Source organism: Winkia neuii subsp. neuii DSM 8576 (assembly GCF_000420405.1).
Classification (GTDB): domain Bacteria; phylum Actinomycetota; class Actinomycetes; order Actinomycetales; family Actinomycetaceae; genus Winkia; species Winkia neuii.
Genome location: NZ_ATUW01000005.1, coordinates 131,547 through 156,796, shown reverse-complemented (window position 1 = coordinate 156,796; position 25,250 = coordinate 131,547). Strand labels below are relative to the sequence as shown.

Annotated in this window: 22 protein-coding genes and 6 tRNA genes; 17 read left to right on the top strand and 11 right to left on the bottom strand. The window is 55.0% G+C overall.

From position 1 onward, the window contains the following. The first annotated feature begins 56 nt into the window (after positions 1 to 56). The 3 genes from G437_RS0106410 (at position 57) to G437_RS0106400 (ending at position 2,225) form a co-directional block, all read left to right on the top strand. Positions 57 to 275, top strand: coding sequence for a hypothetical protein (locus G437_RS0106410; RefSeq protein ID WP_024331744.1), 219 nt, complete (start codon positions 57 to 59; stop codon positions 273 to 275). A gap of 228 nt (positions 276 to 503) precedes the next feature. Further along, positions 504 to 1,472: a nucleoside hydrolase gene (locus tag G437_RS0106405; protein WP_024331743.1), complete on the top strand. Its 969-nt coding sequence runs from the start codon at positions 504 to 506 to the stop codon at positions 1,470 to 1,472. Between the two features lie 246 nt (positions 1,473 to 1,718). Next, entirely contained in the window at positions 1,719 to 2,225 is a 507-nt protein-coding gene (locus G437_RS0106400; protein ID WP_024331742.1) for a GNAT family N-acetyltransferase, read from the top strand. Here G437_RS0106400 and G437_RS11680 read toward each other — a convergent pair. The 5 genes from G437_RS11680 to G437_RS0106375 form a co-directional block, all read right to left on the bottom strand. Then, positions 2,222 to 2,452 (bottom strand): variant leucine-rich repeat-containing protein, encoded by a 231-nt coding sequence (locus G437_RS11680; RefSeq protein ID WP_024331741.1) that lies wholly within the window; start codon positions 2,450 to 2,452, stop codon positions 2,222 to 2,224. The two genes, G437_RS0106400 and G437_RS11680, sit on opposite strands and share 4 nt — an antisense overlap. Before the next feature lie 72 nt (positions 2,453 to 2,524). Continuing rightward, positions 2,525 to 4,237, bottom strand: a complete 1,713-nt coding sequence (gene treZ / locus G437_RS0106390; RefSeq protein WP_029769395.1) for a malto-oligosyltrehalose trehalohydrolase — start codon at positions 4,235 to 4,237, stop codon at positions 2,525 to 2,527. Beyond that, positions 4,224 to 6,719, bottom strand: coding sequence for a malto-oligosyltrehalose synthase (gene treY / locus G437_RS0106385; protein ID WP_024331739.1), 2,496 nt, complete (start codon positions 6,717 to 6,719; stop codon positions 4,224 to 4,226). Before treY ends, treZ begins: the two co-directional genes overlap by 14 nt. Before the next feature lie 8 nt (positions 6,720 to 6,727). Then, positions 6,728 to 8,890: a glycogen debranching protein GlgX gene (gene glgX / locus G437_RS0106380; protein ID WP_024331738.1), complete on the bottom strand. Its 2,163-nt coding sequence runs from the start codon at positions 8,888 to 8,890 to the stop codon at positions 6,728 to 6,730. A 120-nt stretch (positions 8,891 to 9,010) separates the two neighbouring features. Continuing rightward, positions 9,011 to 9,082: transfer RNA gene (locus G437_RS0106375), tRNA-Val, on the bottom strand. A 217-nt stretch (positions 9,083 to 9,299) separates the two neighbouring features. Here G437_RS0106375 and G437_RS0106370 point away from each other — a divergent pair. From G437_RS0106370 to G437_RS0106350, 5 genes are all read left to right on the top strand, one after another. Beyond that, positions 9,300 to 9,372: transfer RNA gene (locus G437_RS0106370), tRNA-Gly, on the top strand. Position 9,373: 1 nt separating this feature from the next. Beyond that, positions 9,374 to 9,448, top strand: a tRNA-Val gene (locus G437_RS0106365). Positions 9,449 to 9,659: 211 nt separating this feature from the next. Beyond that, positions 9,660 to 9,732, top strand: a tRNA-Gly gene (locus G437_RS0106360). Positions 9,733 to 9,757: 25 nt separating this feature from the next. Further along, positions 9,758 to 9,828, top strand: a tRNA-Cys gene (locus tag G437_RS0106355). 1 nt (position 9,829) lies between these two features. After that, positions 9,830 to 9,904, top strand: a tRNA-Val gene (locus tag G437_RS0106350). Positions 9,905 to 9,928: 24 nt separating this feature from the next. Here G437_RS0106350 and G437_RS0106345 read toward each other — a convergent pair. From G437_RS0106345 to G437_RS0106320, 6 genes are all read right to left on the bottom strand, one after another. After that, entirely contained in the window at positions 9,929 to 10,990 is a 1,062-nt protein-coding gene (locus G437_RS0106345) for an ABC transporter ATP-binding protein (protein WP_024331737.1), read from the bottom strand. Continuing rightward, complete coding sequence (locus tag G437_RS0106340; RefSeq protein ID WP_070454369.1) at positions 10,975 to 12,537, bottom strand: ABC transporter permease family protein; 1,563 nt, start codon at positions 12,535 to 12,537, stop codon at positions 10,975 to 10,977. Before G437_RS0106340 ends, G437_RS0106345 begins: the two co-directional genes overlap by 16 nt. Further along, positions 12,534 to 13,517, bottom strand: a complete 984-nt coding sequence (locus tag G437_RS0106335; RefSeq protein ID WP_024331735.1) for an extracellular solute-binding protein — start codon at positions 13,515 to 13,517, stop codon at positions 12,534 to 12,536. The genes G437_RS0106340 and G437_RS0106335 overlap by 4 nt, the downstream gene beginning before the upstream one ends. 50 nt (positions 13,518 to 13,567) lie before the next feature. Beyond that, a complete protein-coding gene (locus tag G437_RS0106330) occupies positions 13,568 to 14,947 on the bottom strand; it encodes an MFS transporter (protein ID WP_024331734.1) in 1,380 nt (459 codons plus the stop codon). 106 nt (positions 14,948 to 15,053) lie between these two features. After that, the gene (locus G437_RS0106325) at positions 15,054 to 15,740 is read right to left on the bottom strand and encodes a response regulator transcription factor (RefSeq protein WP_024331733.1); all 687 of its coding nucleotides are present in this window, start codon (positions 15,738 to 15,740) and stop codon (positions 15,054 to 15,056) included. Then, positions 15,737 to 16,504 carry a sensor histidine kinase gene (locus G437_RS0106320; protein ID WP_024331732.1) on the bottom strand — a complete coding sequence of 256 codons (768 nt, stop codon included), beginning with the start codon at positions 16,502 to 16,504 and terminating at the stop codon, positions 15,737 to 15,739. Before G437_RS0106320 ends, G437_RS0106325 begins: the two co-directional genes overlap by 4 nt. Positions 16,505 to 16,624: 120 nt before the next feature. Between G437_RS0106320 and G437_RS0106315 the strand changes: the two genes are divergently transcribed. From G437_RS0106315 to G437_RS0106275, 9 genes are all read left to right on the top strand, one after another. Beyond that, a complete protein-coding gene (locus G437_RS0106315; protein WP_024331731.1) occupies positions 16,625 to 17,857 on the top strand; it encodes a carboxylate--amine ligase in 1,233 nt (410 codons plus the stop codon). A gap of 44 nt (positions 17,858 to 17,901) precedes the next feature. Then, entirely contained in the window at positions 17,902 to 18,933 is a 1,032-nt protein-coding gene (locus G437_RS0106310; RefSeq protein WP_024331730.1) for a lipid II:glycine glycyltransferase FemX, read from the top strand. A 69-nt stretch (positions 18,934 to 19,002) separates the two neighbouring features. Continuing rightward, complete coding sequence (thrS, locus tag G437_RS0106305) at positions 19,003 to 21,012, top strand: threonine--tRNA ligase (RefSeq protein WP_024331729.1); 2,010 nt, start codon at positions 19,003 to 19,005, stop codon at positions 21,010 to 21,012. Then, positions 21,002 to 21,553, top strand: coding sequence for an HIT family protein (locus G437_RS0106300; RefSeq protein WP_024331728.1), 552 nt, complete (start codon positions 21,002 to 21,004; stop codon positions 21,551 to 21,553). Before thrS ends, G437_RS0106300 begins: the two co-directional genes overlap by 11 nt. Further along, positions 21,554 to 22,168, top strand: coding sequence for a phosphatidylinositol phosphate synthase (pgsA, locus tag G437_RS0106295; protein ID WP_024331727.1), 615 nt, complete (start codon positions 21,554 to 21,556; stop codon positions 22,166 to 22,168). Then, positions 22,165 to 23,076 carry an LpxL/LpxP family acyltransferase gene (locus G437_RS0106290; RefSeq protein WP_024331726.1) on the top strand — a complete coding sequence of 304 codons (912 nt, stop codon included), beginning with the start codon at positions 22,165 to 22,167 and terminating at the stop codon, positions 23,074 to 23,076. The genes pgsA and G437_RS0106290 overlap by 4 nt, the downstream gene beginning before the upstream one ends. A gap of 32 nt (positions 23,077 to 23,108) precedes the next feature. Continuing rightward, positions 23,109 to 24,173, top strand: coding sequence for a glycosyltransferase family 4 protein (locus G437_RS0106285; protein ID WP_231782371.1), 1,065 nt, complete (start codon positions 23,109 to 23,111; stop codon positions 24,171 to 24,173). After that, the gene (locus tag G437_RS0106280; RefSeq protein ID WP_024331724.1) at positions 24,170 to 24,676 is read left to right on the top strand and encodes a hypothetical protein; all 507 of its coding nucleotides are present in this window, start codon (positions 24,170 to 24,172) and stop codon (positions 24,674 to 24,676) included. Before G437_RS0106285 ends, G437_RS0106280 begins: the two co-directional genes overlap by 4 nt. Next, complete coding sequence (locus G437_RS0106275; RefSeq protein ID WP_024331723.1) at positions 24,676 to 25,209, top strand: NUDIX hydrolase; 534 nt, start codon at positions 24,676 to 24,678, stop codon at positions 25,207 to 25,209. The genes G437_RS0106280 and G437_RS0106275 overlap by 1 nt, the downstream gene beginning before the upstream one ends. Positions 25,210 to 25,250 lie beyond the last annotated feature (41 nt).

Sequence of the window (25,250 nt, the reverse complement as noted above, 5' to 3'; positions counted from 1 at the left end):
AGCCGTACGATAAAATTACCTGAAAGAGGTGCCCGCACTGATCAAAGGAGATCGCCGTGGAAACAATAGCCGCTTTAGATAAAGCAGTCGAACAAGTTGACGTCGCAATAGAGAAAATAAAAGACGAAATGGCAACACCAGGGCCAAAAAACGAAGATCACGTTATTCGCCTAGAATATGCGCTAGCAGATTGGAATTGCGCGTTCGCATTTTTGCGAGCTACCCAAAAACAGGTAAAACTACACTACCGGAAAATGAAGCTGCTGGAACAATAGTGCTTTATATGGAGTGTAGTAATAAGCTTTCTGTCGCAGGGCGAATTATTCAAGACCAGACAAGCTGTGGGTTTAGTTTGTCGGTCTTTCGCTAGCGCACCGGACATGATCGTAGCGGTACGGAACTCTCGGCCCGCAGTTGCATTCTGGCGGGGACTTAGCGACGAGCCGCGCTAAACTCGCCGAGCGCTAAAACCATCTGGCCGATATGCTGTGCGAGGAGGAAACATGAAGGTACCTTTTATACTCGACACAGATACTGCTCAGGACGATTGTGTGGCAATCCTGGTTGGCCTACTCGACGAAGTAGCGGATATGCGGGCCATCACTATGGTAGCCGGCAATGTAGGCTTTGAACGCCAGGTGAAGAACGCGCAAATGACCCTAAATGCTGCCGGGAAGCTCGGACAAGTCCCTATCCACGTGGGCTGTTCGCAACCGATGCTACGCGAATGGGTATCTGCTGAGGAAGTTCATGGAGACGGAGCCGGCGGTCTCGGCATGGACTTTTCAAGAACTGAAGTTGCAGACGAACATGCCGTAGACGCCCTCATCCGGATTACGGCAGCCGCCCCTGGCGAGGTGAGCGTAGTAGCAATCGGTCCACTCACCAATGTGGCCACGGCAGCTGTGAAAGACCGCAACTTTGTGAAAAATGTGAAGAGCCTTTTCATAATGGGCGGTTCTAACAACGGGCGCGGAAATACTACCAGCTCGGCAGAATTCAACTTCTACGTAGACCCTGAGGCCGCCCAAATAGTGTTTACTGCAGGCTTTTCAGACATACACGTGCTCACCTGGGATCCGGTTACTTTGCGCGACGCCACTATTACCCGCAAGGAATATGCCAAGCTCACAGATAAGCCCACGGTTCTCGCAAAATTTTTCAAGAAAGTCTGCGACACTACCCTGGACTTCAACGAATCAGTGGGAGTCAATGGCTCCACGCATCCGGATTCCCTTACTCTTTCGTGCCTACTGCATCCTGAATTAGTTCTGGAGGAGAAACAGTATCGGGTTGACGTGGACACCTCCTCCGCGCTCACCAGGGGGTACTCGGCTATGGCTTGGGACAAATTCGACCGCCCTCCAAACGCCACGGTGATCGAGGCAGCCGACCGGAAGGCATACTTCTCCCACCTAGCAACATTATTGGAAAAAGAAACTGAGCCAAATCTTCCCTTCCTAGGCCTATAAAAAATTCAGCCAGTACTGCTAGCTGGGCAAAATAATGATTGTGGCCTTTAGTGTCTAAAGCTATAGACCGGGGAAGCGATATTGAATATTTGTGAAACAGTAGCCTAACAGCGCCGCAACTTAGGGCATACTACCTGGTAGTGCACGTTTCAGAAGAAAATCGCTTTTGAATCAGACACTAGGGTAGGGGCTACCTTTCGTGTTAAAGTCAGGTCATCGATATATTCTCCGAAGGGACGCATATCTATGGAAATCGACATCCGTCACGCCACCATGGACGACCTACCGGTCATCATGGAAATCATTGATTTTGGTAAAGAGGCTTTGCGTGCCCAGGGGGTAGACCAGTGGGAGGGCGACTACCCCAACGAACACACGATTTCCCACGACATCGACCGCGGTATCTCGTACGTGGCTGAAGCCGACGGAACTGTTGTAGGTACTATCTGCCTGGACCCCGAGCCAGAGCCCGCCTACGACAACGACGAATTGGAGTGGAAGACGCCGCGCGAAGGCACACTAGTTGTGCATCGCTTGGCGATTTCGAAGGATGCCCAAGGGCTGGGAATTGCGTCCAAGCTACTGAATTTTGCGGCCCAAATATCTCCCAATGGCAACAAACGTGGGGACACTTCCGAGGAAAACAAACGCATGCGGGCAGTGTTCGAGAAGGCAGGCTACAAGCAGGTGGGGTTGGTCGAATACACCGAGGACGGCGGCCGCATTTGTATGGGCTACGAGTACCTGGCTTAAAGAGTCATTGCAGCTACCATAAGCGCAAACAAAATACTCCCGACGCCAACAACCAGGCCGAATCTCACGTGGGTTTTGGCCTGGTTGCGCGTTCTTGAGCTGCGCTCGCCAATCCAGGTGCGCAGCTCGTTGCTGCAGGCCGGGTGGTGCAAAATTTGGGGCCATAGATGTGGCTGTTTGTGAGCGAGCTCTTCTAAATCGCTGGCGGTGTAGTCCTCGCGGAGCATCCTTGCCTCCTAGTGTCTACTCACACCTTAGTAGCAAAGCTCCGGCGGGCAGGGCTTGCTGGGCCAATTCCCCTACAGGCGATATAGCACCGCTGCAGACCACGGCGGCAACCTCAAGGTGGACTGGTCAAGATGGGCTTGCCAGGGCAACACCGCCACGTTGGCGGGAATATACTGGAATAGATCCGTGTTGCCTCTATTTACCACAAGGCGCAGCTCTGCGCGGTCCAACACTATCTGGTTGGCACTGGCCTGAAGCCGGGTTGGCTTTGAAGGATTAGCCAGATCGAAATCATTTCGCAACACGATCAGTTTTTTGTAAAACGCCCTCAACTCTAGCCCTGCCGGCAAGGCTGCATTCTGCCAATCCAAAACTGCGCTGTCGCGGGTTTTTAGATCTTGGGGGTCGGGTACCTTTTCGTCCCATCCCATATGTGCGAATTCCCGGGCTCTACCTGCGCTTACGCTCTGGGCTACGGTGGGGTCAGAAAAAGATGTGAAAAAAGTAAAGGGGACCTTTGTGTGCCACTCCTGACCCATGAATAGGAGGGGAGTGAACGGGCTCAGCAGCAGTAGTGCACCCTGGCTACCCGCTTGAGCCAGAGTCAGGTTTGGTCGATCGCCCCTTGCCCTGTTTCCGATCTGATCGTGATTTTGAGTGCAAGCAACAAAACGCCACCGTTCAACATCGCCGGCTGGGCGCCCCCAATTCTTTCCCCTGAAGGAAGAATACGAGCCGTCGTGGTAAAAAACCTGCTCGTAAACCTTGCAAAGAGCGCCCGGATCAGCAAAATCCTTATAATATCCCTGCTGTTCTCCGGTGAACGTTACGTGGAGGGCGTGGTGGATATCGTCGTCCCACTGTCCGTCCATTCCCATTCCCCCTTCGGATACTGGACGAACCATCGAAACGTCGTTCAGATCAGATTCTGCGATCAGGGTCAAAGATCTGCCCAGCTCAGACGAAAGTTTTTTCACAGCTACCGAAAGCTCTTGAAGTAGATGAACCTCGGAGTTGTCCTTAATCTGGTGGACCGCATCTAAGCGCAGCGCGTCGACCCCAAATACTGAAAATAATCTGAGTGCCGCCCCCACAAGGTACTGCCGGGGCACCTCGGTTGAGGAGTCATCTAAATTGAGGCCATCGCCCCAAGGAGTGCTGTGTCGTTCAGTGAAGTAGGGTCCGAACTTGGCCAGATAGTTGCCTACAGGGCCCAGATGATTCAAGACCAGATCGATACATACAGCCAGCCCTATTTTATGGGCCTCGCAGACAAATTCTATAAGCCCGTCGGGGCCGCCGTAGGCCTCGTGCACACTGTAAGGGCACACCCCGTCGTATCCCCATCCGTGGGAAGAATCGAAGGAGGCTACGGGCATTAGCTCAACCGTGCTAACGCCCAGATCTTTTAGAAGAGGTAGCTTTGCGGCCGCAGCCTGAAATGTTCCCTCAGGAGTGAACGTGCCCACGTGTAGTTCGTAGATCACCCCGCCGAGGACCTTCGCTCCGCCCTCGCACGGCGGTACAGACGAGGGCGCACTCCAAGTACGCGAGGGGCCGTGAATTCTTCCTGGCAGGCGCGCCGAGCGCGGATCGGGAAGGGGAGGGCCTCCATCTATGCTGAAGGAATAGTCAATGCCATCCGCGAGTGCGGTGGGAGCTACCCACCACCCATTTTTCTCCGCTTCCATGGGGATCCGTCTATCTGCTAGAACCAGCTCCACCCCTCCAGCAGCGGGAGCCCATACGGGAACGCGGGCTCTACCGGCTTCAGCTAACAACATCCATCTCAGTCCCCACTAAAATCTCGACTGCAGACTCTCCCAATACCTCAGCTAGAGACCGAACGCCGCCCGCACAGCGCGAGCCTGAAAAGATCGAAACCCATTCCCCCTTCGGAATCCCTACTGTGTGAGAATCCCAATTGTCTTTCTTGGCGAAATTCCTTGCAGCAATCACTACCACCTGCGCTTTTTCGATGCCACGAGCAAAGGCGAGCGCGTGCGACGTAGAGACCGGCAGAGCCCAGTAGGCGGAAGAGGCCGAAACAAATACCTGCGGAAATTTGGCCCGCAAGGCCAGAATCTTCCGCACCACGTCGAGTTTTTGCTCATCCAAAGTCTCGGGACTTGCCCCTTCCTCGAGACGCCGTAAAGACCGGGACAGTCCAGCAAAATCAACCGGACGGCGGTTGTCGGGATCGACAAGGTTCGTGCCCACTACCTCGCTGCCCTGATAAAGGTCAGCAACCCCTGGCATTGTCAGTTGCAATGCCTTGGTAGCCAAAATCGCCACGCTAGTTGCCCCGGAGGTTTCTTTGCGCCAGCCTGCGACAAGCTTACCTATTTGCGGATCGGCCAAAACCCGTTCGGCAAACTCAACTAAGCGACCTTCGCGGGCAGTGTCTGGACTGGTCCAACTAGTCCAAGTCTTCTGTTCGCGAGCGGCCTTGAGTAGATATTCCTTCAGCCTCTCAAAGCCGATAGGACCTCGATCGGACCAAGTGCCAACTAAAGTCTGCCAAATTATATATTCGCTACGACCATCGAGGTCACGCGGGCGGTATTCGGCCGTTTGCGCGCGCATATCCTCGACCAGCTGCGCCCACTTTTCGGGGAACGAAGCCAACGTATTCAAACGCGCGCGCACGTCCTCACTACGCTTGGCATCGTGGGTGGATCCACAGGTCATTGTTGCCGGCCACTGCTCAGAAATGTAGGCGCCGTGGCGGTGGATCTCGTCGACACTGATGCCAAACTTTTGCGGATCGGACCCCACCTCAGTCAGAGAAAGCAAGTGAGTCCAACGGTAGAACGCCGTGTCTTCGACGCCCTTTGCCATTACCGCCCCGCACACCTGCTGGAAGCGAATGATTACCTCGTCGCGCTGGGCCTGCGACTCGTAGTTCCCCGCGGACCCTATTTCGTCACCCAACACCAGCGCAACTATCACATCCATGGTGTCCGAAAGATCCTCCGGAATCTGCTTCCGGGCACGCCTAGCTGCGCCCTCGACGACAGCACGAGCAAGAGAAGAGGCCGGCTCGGACGGGACCACGTAAGCCCGATAGCGGTCCATTTCGACAATCAAAGTGCGCAAACACTCGATTAAGCCGCGGAAGGTGTGGTCGCGCAGCCGGAAATCCTGTAGACAAATATTCCAAATTATGTTGCCCAGCCGGTGCACTTCAGCGGCAAGCGAGGTGTCTATTATTTGCTCTTTTGCCTGTCTAACCAAGTCGGCGTATTTCGAGGGCGAATCCCCCGTAACCTCGGTCATGACCGCCCCCAGCGACAAGGCAGCAGACTGCTTTACATTCAGTGCGTTCAAACGCCAAGCGGTGTCGTAGCCAGTAGTGCCACACACCGGCCAGTCAGAAGGCATTTGCTCGTCGGCCTCGAGTATTTTCTCGGCTACTATCCACGCCCCTCCGGTGGCTTTGGAAAGAGCACGAAAATAACCACGCGGATCGGCCAACCCATCGGGATGGTCCACCCGGAAACCGTCAATGTAGCCGTTCCTGAATTCCTCTAGCAGCAGTGCATGAGTTGCCTCAAAGACCTCGGGCAGCTCAACCCTGATCCCCGCCAAAGTTCCCACATCGAAAAAACGTCTGTAATTTAGCTCTTCGGAGGCTACCTTCCAATGGGCCAGCCGGTAGTGCTGTCGCTCGACGAGCACCTCCAAAGGCAAAGATTCAGTACCCTCGGCAACCGGAAATACGTGATCGAAGTAACGCAGCACCCACTGCTTGCCGCGTTCGGGCTCTGTAGGTACAACGATCTGTACCAGCTCCAGTTCTCCAGCTGAAAGTACCTGGCCTATGCGGGAGCCCAGAATGGGCATCAAAATCGGTTCATTTACTTCGACGTCGAACCAATTGGCGTATTCAGATTCCGGGCCACGTTTTAAAACCGACCACATGGCCCGGCAGTGCCACACCGGGGTAGGGACAGCCATATGATTTGGTACAACGTCTACAATCACGCCCAAACCACGCTTGTGTGCCTGCCTTGCCAGCTCCTCAAAAGCTTCGCGCCCGCCGATCTCGCGCCAAATATGCCGGTGATCGACTACGTCGTAGCCGTGTGTAGACCCGGGGGCGGCTTGCAAAATGGGGGACAGGTAAATGTCAGTTACGCCCAGGCGGGTTAGGTAGTCGAGCACCCCCACGGCGTCAGCGCAGGTGAAATCTGCATTCAGCTGTAGCCTGTACGTGGTGACGGGAAGGCGTTTTCCAGCTTCCGGCAAGTGGGGGTGACTCATGGCTTCTCCTATTCATTGTGCACTGGCGGCACTACTTTCTCGATGCTAACGGTGGGGCTGTCCTCGCCGGCTGCCCGGGCGTGTTCCATAACTAAAATTGACCTATTGCGCAAACAGATCGTCTCGCCTGCGTGAAATTCAGAGCCGACGTATTGCTCGTCGGTGTCTAGGCGAACAGTCCAGCTTGAACCGTAACCTTGAGCAGGGATGGTGAATTCGATGTCCTCGGGCGCGGCGTTCATCATAACTAAGAAATCAGAATCGACAATTCGGTTGCCCATCTGATCGGGTTCTCCAATAGCCAGACCATTCAAAAAGAACATCAGGGTGCGGGCATAGGCTGCGTCCCAAGACTCGGCAGTCATGTGCGAGGAATCGGGGTTCATCCACTCGATCTCGCCGCGTTCGGACTCGCCACCCTGATGGGGGTTGCCAGCAAAGAAACGCCTACGGCGGAACACCGGATGCTGCTCGCGCAAGGCAATCGCCCTCTTAGTGAAATCAAACATCTCGGTAGACGTGTCAGTTTCCTTCCAACTCATCCACGATATCGAGTTGTCTTGGCAATAGGCGTTGTTATTGCCACCCTGGGTGCGAGCCACCTCGTCACCGTGAGAGATCATGGGAACCCCCTGAGAGACCATCAGCGTGGCAATGAAATTCTTGCGCTGGCGCATCCTTAAGTTCAAAACTTCCGGATCTTCAGTTTCTCCCTCGGCACCACAATTCCACGATTTATTGTCGTCCGAGCCATCTTTGCCGCCCTCGCCGTTGGCCTCGTTATGTTTTTCGTTGTAAGAGACTAAATCATTCAGCGTGAAACCGTCGTGGGCGGTAACGAAGTTGATAGAGGACATGGGCTTGCGACCGTCGTCTTGGTACAGGTCCGAAGAACCCGCCAACCTAGACCCAAACGTAGCTAATGTAGAAAACTGCCCGCGCCAAAAATCGCGCACAGTGTCGCGATAGGAACCGTTCCACTCACTCCAAAGTACGGGGAACTGGCCCACCATGTATCCGCCCTCGCCTACATCCCAGGGCTCGGCAATTAGCTTCACCCGCGAAACGACTGGATCTTGGTGAATAAGCTCGAAGAAAGCCGACAGCTTGTCAACCTCGTGAAATTGGCGAGCCAAGGTGGAAGCTAGATCGAAGCGGAATCCGTCAACGTGCATCTCGCTAACCCAGTAGCGTAGCGAATCCATAATAAGTTGCAGCACCGCAGGTGAACGCATCAACAAAGAATTGCCCGTGCCCGTGGTATCGAAGTAGTGCGCCTTGTCGTCGTCAACCAGTCGATAATAGGAAGCGTTGTCAATGCCCCTAAAAGATAGGGTGGGGCCCATATGGTTGCCCTCGGCGGTGTGGTTGTAGACCACGTCCAAAATAACTTCGATGTCTGCCTGGTGCAGGGCCTTGACCATCTGCTTGAATTCTTGAACCGTGTTATGCGGGTCAGAACTGTAGCCGTTGTGGGGAGCGAAAAATCCTATGGTGTTGTAGCCCCAGTAATTCGAAAGATTGCGCTCCTTCAAATACGAGTCGTTGACAAACTGGTGGATTGGCATCAACTCAATCGCATTTACCCCTAGCTCCTTCAAATACTCGATAGTGGCAGGGTGGCCGACTCCTGCATAGGTGCCACGCAGTTCCTCGGGAATATTTGGATTTTGCATGGTCAAGCCCTTTACATGGGCTTCATAAATCACAAGTTCGTGATAATCGCGTCCCGGAGGCCGGTCGTGGGCCCAATCGAAAAAGGGGCTAGTAACTAAAGACAACATGGTAGAGCCCAACGAATCGTCGTTATTGCGCTGGCCGGGATCGTCGAATTGATAGGAATAGACCGAATTGTTGTTTTGAACTTCGCCCTCGATCGCTCTGGCGTAGGGGTCCAGAAGCAACTTAGAAGAATCGCAACGATGGCCAGCACCGGGATCAAACGGGCCGTGGACGCGGTAGCCGTACCGTTGTCCGGGCGAAATCCCAGGTAGGTAAGCATGCCAGACGTTGTTGTCGCATTCGGTAAGTTTTATGCGCTCCTCGGTTAGATCTTCGCTAATAAGGCAAAGCTCAACAGAACTAGCCACCGAGGTGAACAGGGCGAAATTAGTGCCCGAGCCGTCGTATGTTGCGCCTAGTGGATACGGAATTCCTGGCCTAATATTCATGCCTTTAGGTTCTCACGTTTTAGCAAAGATAGCCGAGGATAGCAGGTGCAAAACAGATTTTGTGGCCGCTCGCGCTAGGGAGGCAGTAAAAAAGCCCCCGGGCGGCGGGGGCAAAACCGGTGGGCCATACTGGGTTCGAACCAGTGACCTCTTCCGTGTGAAGGAAGCGCGCTACCACTGCGCCAATGGCCCGGCGAAGACAAACATTAGCAAACCTCAAGCCTCTACACAAAATCGGCAAATGTAAAACGCGGGTGGTAGCTGTGCAAGGGCGGAAGAATCGTTGCAGTAATGCGGAAAAGCTTTGAGAGTGGTAGGTATCACGGCGGTGTAAATTTTATTTTCTACTTCGAACCGTGCTAGTGTTCTTCTCGCACCTGTTGAGCCAACCGGTTCAAGAGGGCGGCACGCGGATGTGGCTCAGTTGGTAGAGCATCACCTTGCCAAGGTGAGGGTCGCGGGTTCGAGTCCCGTCATCCGCTCGGGCGATTGGCGCAGCGGTAGCGCGCTTCCTCGACACGGAAGAGGTCACTGGTTCGATCCCAGTATCGCCCACCACCATCCGGCAGCAGCCGGATTTTTTGTTTAAGGGATTTGCTCATTGAGCCCTTCGCTATGTTGAATCAGAGTGCACCCGCTGCAGCTTTTTGCAGGTTAAACGAAGGTGAACCTGAGGTTTCTTTTGAGCATGACTAACGCCACACTCAGATTTTTGCGCTGAGGCCAAAAGTTGCGTAAACTTTCATGCGTGCCGAGCGGCACGAGTAACGCGGATGTGGCTCAGTTGGTAGAGCATCACCTTGCCAAGGTGAGGGTCGCGGGTTCGAGTCCCGTCATCCGCTCTGGGATCTATTTAGGTCCTTCTCCGGTGGGTTGGCCGAGAGGATAGGCAGCGGCCTGCAAAGCCGTATACACCGGTTCGAATCCGGTACCCACCTCGGGCGATTGGCGCAGCGGTAGCGCGCTTCCTCGACACGGAAGAGGTCACTGGTTCGATCCCAGTATCGCCCACCACTATCCGGCAGCTGCCGGATTTTTTTATACGTTTTCTGCCGGCAAGGCCCACAGTTTCGAAGCCTTCAGATGCACTGTGACTGCTTCAGCCGGAGTTGGTACCCACCCTGCAGAAGGCACCCTCACCCCAATACGCCCCTGTTCAGTTTCTACCTCAACCAAGTAGGCGCCACCTGTGTAGACAAGGGAAATAACTTGCCCTACATCACCTGCAATCTGAAAGCGCGCCGACTCTGCGGGGGACAATTCGGCAGCCTGCTCGTGTCCCACAAAAACCGCTTTGCCCGAGGTCAGTGTAGGGGCGGCAGGAACTAGCACCTGTTGGCCTAGGACATTCGCCCTCGCTAAATGGCCTGTGGGGGAGCTTACTAGTTCGGCTTGCGCAAAAAGTATCACGCGAGCGCCAAGGTGTTTTCCTATGCTGAGGCGGGCAGGAGACTCAAACACCTCCTCGGGAAGGTCATCTTGCAAGATCTGGCCGTTTTCCAAGTAAATAATCCGGTCGGCGAGTTGCATCGCCTCGCTGGGAGAATGGGTAACCAGGATTGAAGGGGCCCCAAGATGGCGATGGACTCTTAAAATTTCGGAGCGCATACGCTGAGCACTTACTTCGTCAACGTGGGCTAGGGGCTCGTCAAATAGCAGTACTTTAGGCCGGGCGAAAAGTAGGCGCGCCAATGCGACTTTTTGCTTTTCCCCAGCAGAAAGAGAGTGCGGGAACCTGTCGCGCAGAAGATTTAACTCGAGCGTTGACAGTGTAGTTTCCAGTCGCTGCACGTTTTTAGGCTCTACTAAAGATATGTTCTGGGCTACGCTCAGGTTGCTAAACAGTCCGGCCTCGGCGGACATCAGTCCCATGTGGCGCTTCTGCGGGGCGAGGCCGTTCACCTCTTTTCCGGCGCAAAGAATACTACCGGTTGACGCCACAAGGCAGCAGAGGGCACGCAATATGGTAGATTTGCCGGCCCCAGAAGGTCCCAGCAACGCCACCAGTTCGCCGGGGGCGATTTGAAAGGACAAACCGTCTAGCAGTGTGCGACGGGAAGTTTTCACATATAGTCGGGTGACTTCTAAACCTGGCGCCATCGGCTCCTCCTTCGCAATCGGGAGCGGACAAGGTAGTTGGCGATGCCTGCGCTCGCTAAGATTATTGCCCCCACGAACAGAGTGAGTGTAGATGCTTGCTGTGTTTGGGCATGATCGAGCAATTTGAATAAGAGTGGTACCACCAGGTTGACGTCCGGGGAGATCACCCACATGAGAGGAGCAGTGCCGACGGCGGCTATGGCCACTGAAATGGTCGCTGCGCTCGCAAGCAACAGTTGTAGTAGTGGTTGAGACGCTAGTAGTATGGCCCGCCCCTTGGAGATACCAAGTATCTGCGTCAGCGATATTGCATTGTGATCGAGGGAAGCGGCAAATGCGCGCAGAAAGAAATAACAAAGCGGACTTATTACTCCACAGTAGGACAAAATGGTAGCTAGCCAGTCGGAAGTGCCAAGGATCTGCACGGGCGTATCTAGTAAATATGCAAGTGAAAAAGCAGTGCCAAGCGTTGCTCCGGGTGTGGCAGCTAGGAAGAAGAATAGATAATCTGCCCAGCGCAACGACCTGCTCTGCCACGTAAGTAAAAATGCGACGGCGACGATGGTTAGAGAGATAGCTACCGAAATTACGGCAAGCGCGATAGTGGTTGCTACGGGTTCTAAGCTGGTCATGGTGGGCAGGGAGACCTTAGCTGCGAGGGTAAGAGGACATATCCCCAAGAAGGCAGCTATAGCCAACATTGCCAAAGTGTATACGGGTGCGGGGCGCAGGTGAGCTTCCCGCAAAGGTCTGCTCGCCAGAGCGGTAGAAAGAAGGTTTTGGCGTAGCAAATCCAGGCCCCAGCGTCTGTAGTAGAAGGCTGTGGCACCTGCCCCGCAAAGGGTGACTAGTGCAATTGCTAGAGCCAACGTAGCGCCCTCGCCGATATGGGTGGCTGAAGTAGTCGACAGCCAGGTCGCGTAAGCGGCGGAGGGGAAGGGGAGGCGGATTAGGGCCGGTACTAGGGGGTCCGAGATAGTCAGCACAAAACCGAATAAGACGGTTGCCGGCAGTACCTGGGCCGCGGGGCCAGCGGCAGAAAGGAAGTATATTTTCGCTTCGCTTACCCCGAGGACGCGCATACTCGCCACGGCATTCGGGTCGATTTTTGCCAACGCTATTCGCATGGCGAAGTAAGAAATGGGCAGGTAAGCCGATACGTAGGCTGCTCCGGCAAGAAATGTGGCGGTAGCGTTACCCCATATTGCGTAACGTGGCAGAAGATGTTCGCACACACTTTGGTAGGCCTCGCAGTGGATAAATGGCGGGAAGACAATCGCGGCAAGCGCCAAAACATCCAGGCAGCTGCCGTATACCTTGCCGGTGAACCTTACGGCTGTTCCAGCACAAGCACCAGCGAGAGCACTAAGCACCGAGGTAGTGAGCGCAAACATTACCGAAGTAGCCAGAGGGGCGAGTACCTTATTGGGGATTATTGCCCCGGTCACCAAACTTGTTTTGGCGAGGGCCGCGAGTGGGACTAGGACTATCAGTGTGAAAAACGCTAGTAGTAGTAGCCAACCGAGTGCGGAAAAGATTTGTTTCACTGCTGCCACCGGCCTGAGCTAAACCAATCTATCCATTTGTTGCGCTCCTTCGCGGCTCGGGTGGGGGGCTTGGAAACGATTTTCAGGTGTGGGTTGGCAAGTAATTTTGCCAGGGAGTTTTCAAAAGTGGCGTTTGTGGGGGCTTGCTTTAGGTTGCCGACCTCACCTGCACGCTGGCCAGGGGGCGACAACAGCCAGTTCAAAAATGCTCTGCCGCGTTTAGGGTGGGGCGATTTTGCGAGGAGGGCACCCGCGCCGATTTCGTAGGTGGTGCCTTCAGATGGGTAGATCACCTCAAGGCTTTGGGCACGACAGTAGGGAGTGAAGGAAATAGCAAGAGCGCCTTGGCGGCTAGCAATTGCGGAGGCGGGAGCGGTCCCCGAGTTTGTGAAGCGTCCCACGTTGTTGTAAATGCCGGTAAGGATGTCTTTGGGATTTCGGTAGGTCATTTCGATGGTTTGAATTAGGGAAAGCGCAGTTCCAGAGCTCCGTGGGGAAGCGGCGGAGATTACCCCTGAATACTGTTTTTGCGACAGTTGCCTCCACGATTGTGGAGGACGCAGTTTTTTGCGGGCGAGTTCTGTTGGATTAGCACAAATGGCGAGTACAGACCCGTAGACGCCATACCAGCTCCCGTTGCGCGCTTTGAATTGGGAGGGAATTTGACGAGAGGCGGGCAAGCTAGTAGGGGCTAGCAGTCCTTCAGTTTGGGCTAATTCGTAGTTTTCGGCTGGTCCGCCTACCCAAACGTCGAATTCCGGGCGTGTCCGAAGGGAACGGATTCTGGCTAGGGCCGCGCTTGTTGGTAAACGCAAGAAACGTACTTTCTGGCCTGTTTGGGCGGCATACTCGGTGGCCCAGTTGTTGCAAATTCGTTCGTCGTTAGAGCACAGTACGCGCAGCTCCACTGGCCCGGAGCAAGAGCTGAGCAGAGATGTTGGAAGAAGAGCAGCCAGGAGTGCTCCAAGAAACTTGCGCATAGTAATAGTCTAGGTGGGATTTCCCCCACCTAGACTATTACCCGAGGCCGCTAGCGCTGGGCGAGTTTCTTTTCCCTGCTTGCCATAATGGCCTTTTCGTAGCGCCCCACCAGGGCAAAGATGGCCACGGTCAGAACTGCGAATACCACGAATACGGCGAACGTGACGTTCCAGCCGAAGTTATGCACGATAATTCCGACGCCGCTGGAGGCCAGGGTGGCTCCTAGCAGGTATCCGAACAGGCCCGTAAAGCCAGCCGCAGTGCCAGCGACGTGACGTGGGGAAAGATCGATAGCCTGCAAGCCGATCAGCATTACGGGGCCGTAAATTAGGCCTCCAATAAGTGCAACGAGCCCTATTAGCAATGGCATGGGGGTGCCGACGGGAGCCAGCCAGTAGCCGAGAATTGCGAGGGCGGTGGCAACGGTGAAAAATATGCCGGCCCCGGACCGGTAACCCTTGAATACCTTGTCAGACATCCACCCGCACAGCAGCGTGCCGGCTATGCCGGCGAGCTCATAGGCTCCTATACCAAATAGGCCAGAGCCGATCTCTGCTCCGTGCTTTTCGTGCAAGTAAACTGTAATCCAGTTCAAAACGCCATAGCGCAGTGCGTAGACGAACACGTTAGCTATTGCAAGCATGACGATCGTGCGGTTGGTCAAAATGTGCTTGAAGATTAGGTCTTTGGTAGAGATATCTTCGGGATCATCTGCCTCTACTTTTGCCGGATCGTCCCTGTAATCCTCAATCGCGGGTAGCCCCATCGAGGCGGGAGTGTCGCGTATCAGTACGAAGCCTATCGCCGCGACGACAAGGGCAATTACGGCGGGGAACCAGAATGCCGACCTCCAGTCATTTGCTGTCCAGGACAGTGCCGCGCCTACTGCGATGGGAAGGCCGGCTCCGCCCACGTTATGGGCTGTGTTCCAAACTGAGGTCTTCCAACCGCGCTCGTTCGTGGAAAACCAGTGCACTAATACGCGTCCGCAAGGAGGCCAGCCCATACCTTGGAACCAGCCGTTAAAGAACATGACGGTGGCGAAAATCCCCACAGAGGCGGTCGCCCAGGGCACAGCCGCAATAAAGAGGTTAGTAAGAGCCGATAGCGCAAGCCCAATTACCAAGAAATAGCGAGCATTGGAACGGTCGGAGACCATCGCCGAGAAAAACTTCGACAGGCCGTAGGCAAGAAGTACCGCGTTGGCGATGATGCCGACCCCAACCTTGTCAATGCCGGTTTCATCCATCAAAAGGGGAGCGATAGAAGAGATGTTGTTTCGAATCAGGTAGAAACCTGCGTAGCCAATGAAGATGCCGATGAATACCTGAAGCCTCAGCTGCGGATATTTTCTAGCTACTTCCTTTGGTGCTAGCGCGGGTGCAGGCGGGGGTGCCTGTAGCCATCCTGGGAGTTTGCCTTTTGCCATTGTGGCACTCCTTCGTGCAAATAGTGGTTTATTGGACTACTTACAACTATTGGGGCAAACCTGGGAACAAAGTACCTGGTCTAGGTAACGGTTGGTAACAGTGCTGTTACCTAGCTGTAAAACAGTACCCACGTCCTCGGATAGCGCGAATTACCTCGGGATTTGCACCTGCATTCTCGAGTTTTTTCCGGAGCCTATAAATGGTGGTTTTTACCATATTTCGCCCTCCCTGTAAGGCCGCGGTACCCCACACGAGGTTGAGTAAGTCTCGCACGGACAAGGTCTGTCCGGCAGTCTCGAGCAGGGCAGCAAACGTGGCTAGTTCCGTCTCTGTAAGGAACAAGTTTTCGCCCTCATAAGTTGCCGTACCTCGCGCCCGAGAGACACGGAAACCGGCAACTTCAACAAGTGTGGAATCTGACGAATGCGGCTTTGCACGTTTCAGCAGGGCTCGGGCACGCAGCGCCAATTCCTTGGGCGAGAAGGGCTTGGGGACATAGTCGTCAGCTCCCGCCTCAAAACCGGCTACCCTCTGGTCGACCTCGCTTAAAGCCGTGAGCATAATGATGGGTACCGAGGAAACGGCACGTATACGCTGGGCCAGAGTAGTCCCTGAGATGTCGGGCAACATCAGGTCTAAAACCACAAGATCAAAGTCGCGTTCACAAAAAAGCCTCCAGGCGCCAGCTCCAGAATGGGCCACTTGGCATGCAATATCTTCAGTCTGTAAAGCAAAGGCAACGATCGAGGTCATCTGTACTTCGTCGTCTACTACAAGGGCTAGTGGATTCACTTTTGTCTCCGGGGTATTTCCACTTGAAATAGGGTACCGCCCGAAGGGGTGGAATCCACACGCACGTTCCCACCGTGGAGGGCTACGATTTGCGCCACTATAGCCAGCCCGAGGCCGTAGCTGCCGTCCTCGCTAGCTGGGCTCGAGAAGGCGGTGAACAGTTCTCGCTGAGAATGAGGGGTAATCCCGGCCCCAAAATCCGTTACCTCAATGTAGGCGCAGGCATGGCTGGCGTGCGAGGAAATTTCTATTGCGGCGCGGCCGCCGGAATGGCGGAGCGCATTGTTTGCCAAATTCCATACCACCGCTCGCAGTAGAGCTGGATCCGCTTCCACCTGCAGCGGCTCGGTGTCGTCGGTCAATAAAATAGGACGATCGTTGATGTTCCGCAGTGCTCTGGCAGAATCCCGGATGAGGGAGCGCAAATCTACCGTTTCAAACGATGGCGAAAAATCCTTCGCCCTCACCTTTTCGAAAGTTAGGAACGACTCTGCCAGGGCAATGGTTCTGGAGGAATTGTCGCAAATAGTCTGGACCAGCTGGGATTGGGCGGAGTTTAGGGGACCGGTGGATTCTTCTTGTAACAATTCGGCCGCGCCCGCAACCAACGCCAGGGGCGTGCGAATTTCGTGCGTCAAAACGGCGAAGGAACTCACATTTTCCAAAGGCTGGGAGCTTTTCCTGGGCTTGGCTGCAGACTTTCCTATGCAGAAAGCGGTCGCAACCAGGGCCAGGGCAATACCAATCCAATACAGTGAGGGCATTTTCCTAAAGTTAGTACAAGGGAGCCCGGGAAGGAAATAGTTCCGGCGGGGCAAACTGCCTCCTCGGCCCATTCCTTGTATGGTGGGAAGCTGAAAAGTGTCCAAGATGTTGAGGAAAAGATGGTTGACTTTACGCCGGTACTTATAGGTGGAGACATTGGAATCTATGCGTTGGCCCGCGAGTTCTACGAGGCCTTTGCTAAGACCTCCATCTGCCTCAGCGGAGGAGCAATAGGGGCTATTACCAAGTCTGCTTACTGTGAGGTTCGCCCTCTAAAATCGGGGTCTGCGGCCGACGTCATTACGGCTTTGAAAGAGGTCGAAGAGGCGGTACCAGCAGGCAAATTGGTGATCATGGCCAACACCGACGGGCATGCCCGGCTCATCTCCCGCTCGAGGGACGTATTGGGGGAGCGGTGGGTAGTTCCGTTTCCGGACGTGAAGGTAATCGATCGAGTCTCTGACAAGGTGAACTTCGCCCGTATCTGCGAAAAACTAGACATTGCTACCCCACACACCGAGGTCGTTGATTTCTCGGGGGCGGATTCGGCTAATTTTGCAGTACCTGCCACCAAACTCCGTTTCCCGGTAGTAGCCAAGACTGCGGTTGGGGCAGACTACGACGAAGTATCTTTTCCGGGCAAGAAGAAGATCTACTTCGTTGATTCGCAAGCAGAATTGGACGAGTTGTGGGCGCAGCTGGCCCGCGCCGGCTACCGCTCCACATTCGTAGTACAAGAACTCATTCCCGGCGACAATACGCAGATGCGGTCTATAACCGCTTACGTAGATTCCGCCGGGAGGGTGACCATGCTGGGGTCGGCCCGAGTCCTGCTGGAAGACCACCTGCCCACCATGATCGGAAATCCAGTAGCCATGATTACCGAGCCCTTTCCACAGCTGTGGGAAGATGCGAAGAAATTCCTAACTCAGACCGGCTATCGCGGATTCGCTAATTTTGATGTCAAAATAGATCCGCGCGACGGGCGGGCCCTATTCTTTGAAATCAATCCCCGTATCGGACGTAACTCCTACTACATGGCCGCCGGTGGGGTAAATCCCATGGAGCCGATGATCTACGACCTGGTCGAAGGGCGGACACTGAAACAGCGAACGGTTGAAAAGGAAGTACTGTACTCGCTGGTTCCCTTCCCTTTGCTGTTGCACTACGTTTCAGACAAACAACTGCGCGGCAGACTGTGGCGCCTACTGCGCGACCGCAAGGTGGCCGATCCCACGCTTTCCCGCCTAGAGCCGTCACTTGGGCGTCGGCTATTGCTGCACGGGCAGCGGCTGAACCAGTATCGCAAGTTCGCAAAGTACTATCCAAAAGCCACCCAGACCTCATATTAAAGCCGGTTAGGATTGGACCAGAAGAAGCCAGCGGAAGGTAATTTGTGGAGCTCGTTCAGATTTCGGAAGCCGAACTAAAACAACTCGCGTCAGGAATTGACCGCTATCCCATAGAACAAACTGAGCTTTGGGGTAAGTACAACCAGAAGTTAGGCCGCAAACTGTGGGGGCGTTTTGCACTCAAAGCCGGCAAAAAGACACGCGCGGTAATAGCCCTAACCGAATACTCCGTGCGCGGATTTAAATATCTCTGGGCCAAAAACGGGCCCGTGTGGTTCAAGAGCCCCTCTCCTGCAGATGAGGCGGAGCTGCGTGAAAAGCTCGTGCAACTAGTAAAAAAGCGTGACAAGAAAGTAGTTTTTTTGCGCTTGCACGCCACCTACGAGGCGCCAGATCTAAAGCGGGTCCTGCAGTACCTGCCGTACGACAAGACCGTACTAGTGGACCTCTCCTCGGGTACCGAAGAGGGCATCATTGAAGCTCTGCCCACCGAGGGCAGGCGGGCAATCCGCAGAGCCAAAAAACGTATCGCCGATCGCACCGACGTGGAGTTTAAAGAGGTCTCAGCACTCGACAAAAAGGAATTTGCCAAGTACTACCAGATCATGGAAGTTACTGCCCGCCGCGACGGTTTCCGTCCTCACCCGATGGGCGTGTACTGGGACATGCTAAATATTCTTGGGCCGAGCCACGCCCGCCTTTTCGCCCTCCACGTTGGCGGAAAACCGGTTTGCTGGGACCTAGTTGTAGTAAACGGGGCGCATTCGTGGGCCTACTATGGGGCCTCCCTACCGGAAGCCCACGACGTGTTGGGGGCCGACCTCTTGGATTTGTGGACGTGCTCGCAACTAGCATCGGAAGGCATCAAAACCTTTGACCTAATGGGTACCGATTCCTCACGCTGCCCAGAACTTTACGGGGTGGGTCAGTACAAGAAACGCTGGGCCAAAGCACGCACGGAGTTGCCCTGGGCCTGGGATGTGCCGGTGCGCAGGCCTCTTTATGCGGCACTGAAAAACGCCTTGGCTGGGAAGCGGTTCGTTACCGCCCACCTTTCCAAACTAGAAAATAAATAGACTCAACTATTGCCAGTTTTATATGGCTGTAGAATCAATATCGGAATAACCCCTACGAATGGAGATGCAGTGGCCACCGTCCAATGCACAGTAGATGGCAAACCCCAACAGCTCGAGGCCGAAAGCACCGGGTTGACTATCTGGGGCCAGGATCGAACTACCGTTGCCATGCGGCTAAACGGAAAAACAGTTGATCTAGCTACGACTATTAGCGACGGGGATGAAATTGAGCCCATCACTACTGCTAGCGACGAGGGACTAAGCATTTTGCGGCACAGCGCCACCCACGTGTTGGCACAGGCAATGCAGCAAGCTAACCCGCAGGTAAATCTAGGCATCGGCCCGCCTGTGACAGACGGATTCTATTACGACTTTGGCAACATTGCTCCGCTGACCCCCGAGGATCTAAAAAAGCTGCAGAAGGCTATGCAGAAGATCGTCAAGGAAAACCAGACGTTCGTGCGCCGGGTCGTTACCGAGGAAGAGGCTCGGGCCGAGCTCTCCGACCAGCCCTACAAGCTCGAGCTGATTGGCCTCAAAGGAGGTAGCCAGCCCGAGGGCGCCTCGGTCGAAGTTGGTGGTGCCGAACTCACCATTTACGACAATGTGAAGCGCAACGGCGAGGTCGCATGGAAAGACCTTTGCCGCGGTCCGCACGTTCCCTCCACCAAATATCTGGGTAACGGCTTCGCCCTCACTAAATCGTCGGCAGCCTATTGGCGCGGCGATCAGGCGAATGACCACCTCCAGCGCGTCTACGGAACTGCCTGGGCCTCCAAAGAAGATCTGAAAGCCTACCAAACTCGTATAGAGGAGGCCGCCAAACGCGACCACCGCAAATTGGGCACTGAGCTGGATCTGTACTCTTTCCCCGAAGAGATCGGCCCTGGGCTCGTGGTATTTCACCCAAAGGGTGGCATACTGCGACACGAGATTGAAGATTTCGTAACTCGTAAGCACATTGAGGCAGGTTTTCAGCTAGTGCATACCCCAGAAATTTCTAAGGGCGGCCTCTTCCACACTTCTGGGCACTTGCCGTATTACGCCGACACTATGTTCCCGCCTATGAAAGTTGACGAGGAACGCGATCAGGACGGAAACATAACGAAGGCGGGCCAGGAATACTACCTAAAGGCTATGAACTGCCCGATGCACAACCTGATTTACAGGTCCTCCGGGCGTTCCTACCGCGATTTGCCGTTGCGTTTTTACGAGCTCGGTCACGACTACCGCTACGAAAAGTCCGGAGTGGTACATGGCCTCACCAGAATGCGCGGCTTCACCCAGGACGATTCGCACACTTACTGCACGCCCGAACAGGCAAAAGAAGAAATTCAGATGCAGTTGAACTTCTTCTTGGGGATCCTGCGCGATTTCGGAATGAACGATTTCTACCTAGAGCTTTCCACCCGCGACGACGGGGCTCACAAGGACAAATTTATTGGTTCTGATCAGGACTGGGAGACCGCTACTAGAATTTTGAAGGAAGCCTGCGAGGCAACCGGACTAGACCTAGTACCTGATCCGGGTGGAGCCGCTTTCTACGGGCCTAAAGTGTCCGTCCAGGTGAAGGACGCCATCGGGCGCACGTGGCAGATGTCCACCGTGCAATACGATTTCAACCAGCCCGAGCGCTTCGACCTCGAATACACCGCGGAGGACGGCACGCGCAAGCGCCCAGTAATGATCCATTCGGCAAAGCTCGGCTCCGTGGAGCGCTTCATTGGGGTTTTGGTAGAGCACTACGCGGGTGCCTTCCCGCCGTGGCTAGCTCCGGTGCAAGTTCGTCTAGTGCCGGTTGCCGAAGCCTTCTACGATTACGTGGAAAAGGTTGCCGCCAAACTACGCGAAAAGGGCGTGCGGGTCGAGGTCGACCTATCTTCTGATCGGTTCGGCAAGAAAATACGCACCGCCGCCAAGGAACGAGTGCCGTACATTCTGATTGCGGGTGGCGAGGATGCCGAGGCAGGGGCGGTTTCCTTCCGCTACCGCGGTGGCAGACAGGAAAACGGTGTCCCTGTAGATCAGGCCGTAGAAAAGATAGTTGATTCGATCAGGGCGCGCCGCAATGACATCTGAGCTGCCTACCGAAGACTCTAGGGCATTCGCCGGGGTCCCCGACGCTTTCCAGCGGTTGTGGACCCCGCACAGGCAGGCCTACATTTCTGGCCAAGACAAGCCTAAGGACTCAACTCAGAAAGAGTGTCCTTTTTGCGCGGCTCCGGATAAGTCCGACGAGGACGGCCTGATCGTGCACAGGGGAAGGGAATGCTTTGTACTAATGAACCTTTACCCCTACAACGCCGGTCACTTGCTCATCTGCCCATACGAGCACGTGTCTTTGTACTCGGATATCTCTGCCGAGGTGCGCGCTGAATTTGGCGAACTTACGGCCAAGGCAATGCGCGTACTGAATAAGGTGGCGTCTCCACACGGTTTCAACCTGGGCATGAATCAGGGCGCCGTAGCCGGCGCGGGTATAGCGGCTCACCTACACCAGCATGTAGTTCCGCGCTGGTCGGGAGACGCCAATTTCTTCCCGATCGTGGCACAGGTGAAGGCTGTGCCACAGCTGCTCGGCGAAGAGCGTGAGCTCATAGCGAAGGCTTGGGAGGAATAGTTGCTGGGAATTTACGGACGCTCGCTGACTAAGGCAGTTTTTACGCCGGTGGCTCGCTTACTTGCCAGGGCCGGAATATCGCCAAACACAGTAACTGTAGCGGGAACGGCTGTCAGTGTGGTGTCGGCGTGCGTCCTTATTCCTACCAATCACCTGGTCGCGGCTGTCCTTGTGCTCGTTGTAGTGATGTTTTGCGATTCACTAGACGGCATTCTTGCTAGAATGACCGGCAAACAATCGGAATTTGGTTCCTTCTTGGACTCCACCCTGGACCGGCTTTCCGATGGAGCAGTTTTTGGCTCGTTGAGCCTGTGGGCTGCCCTCACCATTCAGCCGGGAGCAGGGCGCACACTGACCGTTGCTGCGGGGTTAGTAGCAACCGTAATGGCAGCGGCGGTACCTTATGCGAGAGCGAAAGCAGAATCGTTGGGAGCGAATGCCACAGTAGGAATTGCCGAGCGCACGGACAGGCTAATAATCGCTGGCATAGGCGCTTTGGCTACCGGGTTAGGGTTACCTTACTGGGGCGTTACCATCGCTCTAGCCCTAGTGGGGATTGCCGGTTTTGTAACCGTACTCCAGCGGCTTGGTGCCGTTAGGAAACAGCTCGGATGAGCTTTTACGACATAGCCCTGCGCGTTTTGGGCTCTGTACCACCCTACTGGCGGGATAAAGCGGCGCGAATAGGCTCGGCCGCAGCTGTAAAAGCGGGCTACCGGGGCGCCGTGCAGCTCCAGAACAACCTTCGCCGAGGTGGGGAAGAGGGAGTTGTGGAGGCGCTGGGGCGCTACTACAACTATTTTGCTGATTTAGGTAATTTTGCAGCTGCATCTCAGTTGAAAATTGACGCGGCTGTAACTGCTTCCGTGCCAAGTCAACTCTATTCGGATTTGAAAAGAGGGCCTGTATGCGTGGCGCTAGGGCACTGCGCTAATTGGGATCTTATCGGTGCCTGGGCTGCAACTAATTTGGCACCTCTGACTACGGTGGCTGAGGTAGTCTCGCCCAGAGCGCTTTTCGACACGTTTGTACGCTTGCGAAGCCGCAATCACATGAATATTGTGCCAGCCCAAAAGGGCCGCCCAGTCTTCGGTGAACTGTTGGCACGGGCCCGTAAAGGCCGGGGTATTTTCGCCCTGCTAGCGGATCGCGATATTACCGGTGCCGGCATCGAAGTCGAGCTGTTCGGCCAAAAAGCACTAGTAGCTGCTGGGCCGGCAGCACTCGCAAAGCAGGCCAACCTGCCCCTCTACGTTGCCGTTGCCGACCAAATCACGTTGCGGGGAGCGCGTCTGCGTGCTGCGGGTACCAAGAACGGGGCAGAACTTGTAGTGCGGGGGCCAATAAAGGTTAGCGACTCAGTCGAAGAGACCACGCAGGCGTGGGTCGACGCCTTTGCGCGCGAGCTTCGCCCTCGTTTGAAATCCTGGCATATGTGTCAACCGCTCTTCGTTTCCGACTTAGACCCAGTCCGCCTCGCTCGCTCCAGAAAAAAGCATGAGCAGATGGAAAAACAATCTTGAAAATTGGAATAGTTTGCCCATACAGTTTCGACGTGTCCGGGGGAGTGCAGGTGCATATACGCGACATTGCGCAGGTACTCTCGGCACGCGGGCACCAGGTGGAGGTACTTGGCCCCGCCACCAAGGATCCCGGGTTTTCTGGCTTCACATCCGCGGGGCCGTCGGTTTCTATTCCCTACAACGGATCGGTGGCTAGACTGTCTTTTGGCCCCCGTTCGGCCGCAAGAGTTCGCGCGTGGCTAGAAGAGGGCAATTTCGATCTGATTCATGTGCACGAGCCTGCTTCGCCCTCGGTATCGTTGCTTGCCCTAGCCCATGCTAAGTGCCCGGTAGTGGCCACATTCCATTCGAATATGACCAGATCGTTAGCACTTAAGATGACATCACCTATTTTGGTTCCGTTGATGGACAAACTTGATGCTCGCATAGCTGTTTCTGACGAAGCACGGCGCACGGTTGTCGAGCACCTAGGTGGGGACGCGGTGGTGATTCCCAACGGGGTTTCTGTAGCAGATTTCCAGGTTAGTCCAGTTCCTAAATGGCAGGGGAGCACCGGGGCCCCTACGTTCGCTTTTTTGGGTCGCCTAGACGAAGAGCGCAAGGGTCTGCCGGTTTTCGCAAAGGCCATTCGGCGCGTTGCGAAAGAAATTCCGAAGGCTCGCTTTTTGATCGCTGGCCGAGGCGAGGCCACCCAGGCAAAAGCTGGTCTTCAAGGCGTAGAGGGAGCCCAGTTCATCGGGGGCGTCAGCGACCGCGAAAAAGCGGAACTGCTAGCGTCTGCGACAGCCTATGTGGCTCCCCAAACGGGAGGGGAATCTTTTGGGATCGTACTAGTTGAGGCCATGGCAGCGGGAGCCCCAGTCATTGCTTCCGATTTGGTTGCCTTTACCGCAGTGCTGAACGGGGAAGAATACGGAGTGAGTTTTAAAAGTGGCGACGGGGCCGATCTTGCGCAAAAGATGCTTAGGCTAGCCACGGATCGCTCGCTTAGGGAAGAGCTTTCTAGAAAAGGGCGCAGGCGAGCCCTGCAATACGATTGGCAAGCGGTTACAGATAAGGTTGAGGCCGTATATAGAACGGTTTTGGGGGCGAAATGAAACTTGCGTTCATTCTCTTTACGATCGCCTTTATCATCATCGTAGTTGGCACCGTTGCAAAAGCCCGCAAGCTCGACAATTTGCACAAGCGGATCGAGCACATGCGCCACCGCTTGGACAGGGCGTTGTTACAGAGGGCGGCCTGTGCCCTTGGTATTGCCCGCTCGGGCGTATTGGATCCGGCTAGTTCCCTACTCTTAGAAGAGGCCGCCCTGGAGGCTCTACATGCGGTTGATGCCCCGGGTAGGCACGGGGAACGCTCGCTCGTTGAATCTAATCTTTCGCAGGTAATAAAGGCTACCGCAGCAGATCCTGGCGCGCTGGGGCGGGGGCTGTATGCCGAATTGGAGGAGGCTGAAACTGAGGTGCAAATCGCCCGTAAGATTCACAACGGAGCGGTAGTGCGCGTACGCCAAATCCGTTCGGGCAAGTTGATCAGCTTGGCCCATTTAGCGGGACGGGCTCCGCTGCCCGAGACAATAAATATTGGGGAGGGGCTCTAGTGAGCACCTGGAAGATTGGGGCGGAGGGCCTACCTTACCGAAAGGCCGCTAGAGTCATTGTTTTTGACAGCTGCGGCAGAGTTTTGCTGGTGCAAGGGCACGATGGCGATGATCCGGGCCGACACTGGTGGTTTACAGTGGGCGGGGGAATCGAAGAGGGCGAAGATCCCCGCCAAGCCGCGCGGCGCGAATTAAAGGAAGAAACCGGCATCGCGGCGACTCTTGAAGAATTGGTGGGACCAGTAATGTTCCGGCAGGGGTTATTTGATTTCGCCAAGGGGCCTGCCAGGCAAGATGAGTGGTTTTTCCTCCTTTATTTGCAACGTACCGAGCGGATACGTACAAAAGGGTGGACGTCCTCGGAAAAGGAGGTCCTAGATGGGCTCGAATGGTTTAGCCTAAGCGACTTAGAAGACTTGCAAGCTGGCGGATCAGCGCTCTACCCGAAGGAACTGTTCAAGTTGCTTCCAAAGTGGCAGAAAAACTGGGATGGGCAGGTAAAACGCATAGGAATAAACGAATCGGGCGACTAACCTGTATCATTGTTGCGTGCCAGGCGGCCCGGGCCGCAAAA